This window comes from Paraglaciecola sp. (genome assembly GCF_030730205.1).
GTDB lineage: Bacteria > Pseudomonadota > Gammaproteobacteria > Enterobacterales > Alteromonadaceae > Paraglaciecola.
Map to the genome: position 1 here is coordinate 1 of NZ_JANQVQ010000183.1, position 2,933 is coordinate 2,933.

General features: G+C 41.9%; 3 protein-coding genes. All 3 read right to left on the reverse strand.

Annotated features, from left to right (window positions below; translation table 11 throughout):
* Positions 1 to 944 (reverse strand): UDP-glucose 4-epimerase GalE (gene galE, locus NWQ57_RS12485; RefSeq protein ID WP_306022479.1); only part of this gene is annotated, 944 nt, incomplete at its 3' end.
* Positions 945 to 946: 2 nt separating this feature from the next.
* Positions 947 to 1,246, reverse strand: coding sequence for a DUF6170 family protein (locus tag NWQ57_RS12490; protein WP_306022480.1), 300 nt, complete (start codon positions 1,244 to 1,246; stop codon positions 947 to 949).
* Positions 1,247 to 1,394: 148 nt separating this feature from the next.
* Positions 1,395 to 2,897, reverse strand: coding sequence for a peptide MFS transporter (locus NWQ57_RS12495; RefSeq protein WP_306022481.1), 1,503 nt, complete (start codon positions 2,895 to 2,897; stop codon positions 1,395 to 1,397).
* Between the last annotated feature and the right edge of the window lie 36 nt (positions 2,898 to 2,933).

Genomic DNA, 2,933 nt, shown 5'->3' on the forward strand with positions numbered 1-2,933 from the left:
GCTTTCCAGCCTAGGGCTTCATAAGCGGTTTGCGGGTCTGCATAACAAGCGGCTACATCACCACTGCGTCTAGGTACTATTTTAAATGGTATGGGCTGGCCGCTTTGTTTTTCAAATTCTTTAACCATGTCTAGTACACTGTAACCTTGGCCAGTGCCTAGGTTATACGTCACAATACCAACGTTTTGAGCCAGTTTTTCAAGGGCTTTGAGATGGCCTGCTGCTAAGTCTTCAACATGAATATAATCACGAACGCCAGTACCATCGTGGGTATTGTAGTCATCACCAAATACCGACAAAAACTCACGTTTACCGGTAGCTACTTGGGTAATAAACGGCATCAGATTATTTGGAATGCCATTTGGGTTTTCACCTATACGTCCTGAGGGATGTGCCCCGGCAGGGTTAAAATAGCGAAGAATAGCGATATTCCACTCGTTGTCTGATTTGTATAAGTCTTGCAATACGTGCTCAACCATTAGCTTCGACATACCGTAAGGATTAGTTGGCTGACCAGTTGGCATATCTTCTCGCAGAGGCAAAGAAACAGGATCGCCATACACCGTAGCAGATGAGCTAAATACAATATTTTTAACGCCTGCTTGTTGCATGGCCTCACACAAAACCAACGTGCCATACACGTTATTGTTGTAATAATTGAGTGGCATCTCGACCGATTCGCCCACGGCTTTTAAACCAGCAAAATGAATAACAGAATCGATTTTGTTTTCATCAAAAATAGTCGCTAGTAGCTGAGCATCTCGGATATCACCTTGAATAAATCGCGCTTGTTTGCCAGTTAAGGCTGCCACTCTGAGTAATGACTCTTCAGAAGAGTTACATAGGTTATCCAGCACCACGACATCTTGTCCGGCCTCTAACAACTGTAAAACAGTATGACTGCCAATGTAACCAGCTCCACCAGTAACTAAGATTGTTTGCATGTTTAATGTCCTTGTGGTTTAACGAGTGAGATATATTTTGCGCTTAAGCTAAATTGTATCGGCTTTACAACAATGGGATAAAGTAAAAAAATCAATAGAGCCCAAGCAAGGGCCCACCAATTTTCGCTAATTTGTAAAACCATAACAAATGCTGGGATCAGGAGTAGCAGCTTTAGAACATTGAGTAGCACCTTTTCGGGGCCCGTTAGGTACTTTTGAGCCTCTCTAAGTATTGTTAAGCGTTCTAATAATGGCAGAGCTTGAAGCTGCGGTATTTGTTTACTGGAAAAATACAATTTCATATGGCTACCATTGTTGCTAGATCTGAAAAATTCAGGGCTCTGAAAGTAAAACGCCTGATACATTCTCTATATCAGGCGTTAATTATACTATAATTAATATTTATTGCTAAAGCGGTATTTTAGTCACTATCTCAACTCACTTTATCGCTTAAGCTTTCTCCGCAAGTTTTTCCCATTTACCTGTTTTAAAAGACAATAAAAGTAAAACAATGCCAATTGCTATACTGAATAAACTGATTTGCATGTACAAACCTGGCATTTGGTCAACTTGCTCTGGGTCGAACTGTCCGGCTAGTAAGCCTGCTATTACACTGCCCATAGAATACGTTAAAACAAATACACCCATTAATTGTCCGCCAAAACGTTTAGGTGACAATTTACTTACCGCACTTAATGCCACTGGGCTTAAACATAGCTCGCCAACCGTATGTAAGAAATACGTCATCACCAGCCAATAAGGTGCAACTTTCAAGCCTGTTGCTGCAATTCCTGCGGCAAAAAACATGACGATAAAGCCAGTGGCCATAATAATTAAGCCTAGGGCACATTTTACGCTATAAGACGGCTCAATCATGCGCTTGCCCAAATTAACCCATAAAGCAGCAAAAAAGGGCGAAAGGATAATTATGAAGATAGAGTTGGCTGATTGAAACCAAGCCGCTGGAATTTCAAAGGTGCCCAACATGCGTTGTGTATAATCTTGACCGAACAAGTTTAAGCTAGAGCCTGCTTGCTCAAAACCGGCGAAGAAACACGCTGATGCCACACAAATAAGAAATAATGCGCCCATGCGCTTTTTCTCATCAGGGTTTAACTTGCCAAGAAAAAATATACCAAAAAAGTAGACTAAAAAGGTAAAAACAAATACCACGGCAACCTTTTGCGCCATAGCCACTGGCTCAATAACAATACTGCCTTGGAACGTAAGGGCAGTGACTACGGCAATAACCGCTAAGAAAATGGCGATTACAGCCCACGCTATTGTTGCTCCTTGGGGTGACAACGGTACGACGGGTTTTGGAGAAACACCATCTAGATTTTTTTGAGTTAACTTAAATTGAATTAAACCGATTAACATACCTACAGCAGCTGCTGCAAATGCATAGTGATAACCGTAATTGACTTGTAAGTAACCACAGACCCCGTAACCGATCAACGAACCAATATTAATGCCCATATAATAAAGGGTATAACCCGCGTCACGGCGTGCGTCTTTGGCTGAATACAATTCACCTACCATGGCGCCGATATTGGGTTTTAATAAGCCGGTGCCCAATACAACAAAAATCAAACCAATAAAAAAGCTCGCATCATGAGGAATAGCCAAAATAATATGGCCAATCATGATGATCACCCCACCAAAGAACACTGCATTTTGCCCCCCAATTAAGCGGTCAGCAATCCAACCTCCCGGAAGGCCAGCAAAATACACCGAGCCCGTGTATAAACCGTAAATAGCACCTGCTGCTGCAACGGTTAAACCCATCCCACCTTCTTGCAAGGCTGCAGTCATAAATAACACTAACATGGCCCGCATACCGTAATAACTCATGCGTTCCCACATTTCAGTCATTGCAAGAGTAGATAAACCAATGGGGTGACCGAGAAAACGCGTATCGTTTGTTCGGTCAATTGTTGTTTCTGTCGTCATCAAAATTGCCTTTAATTTTTATTATTAATGTACCTA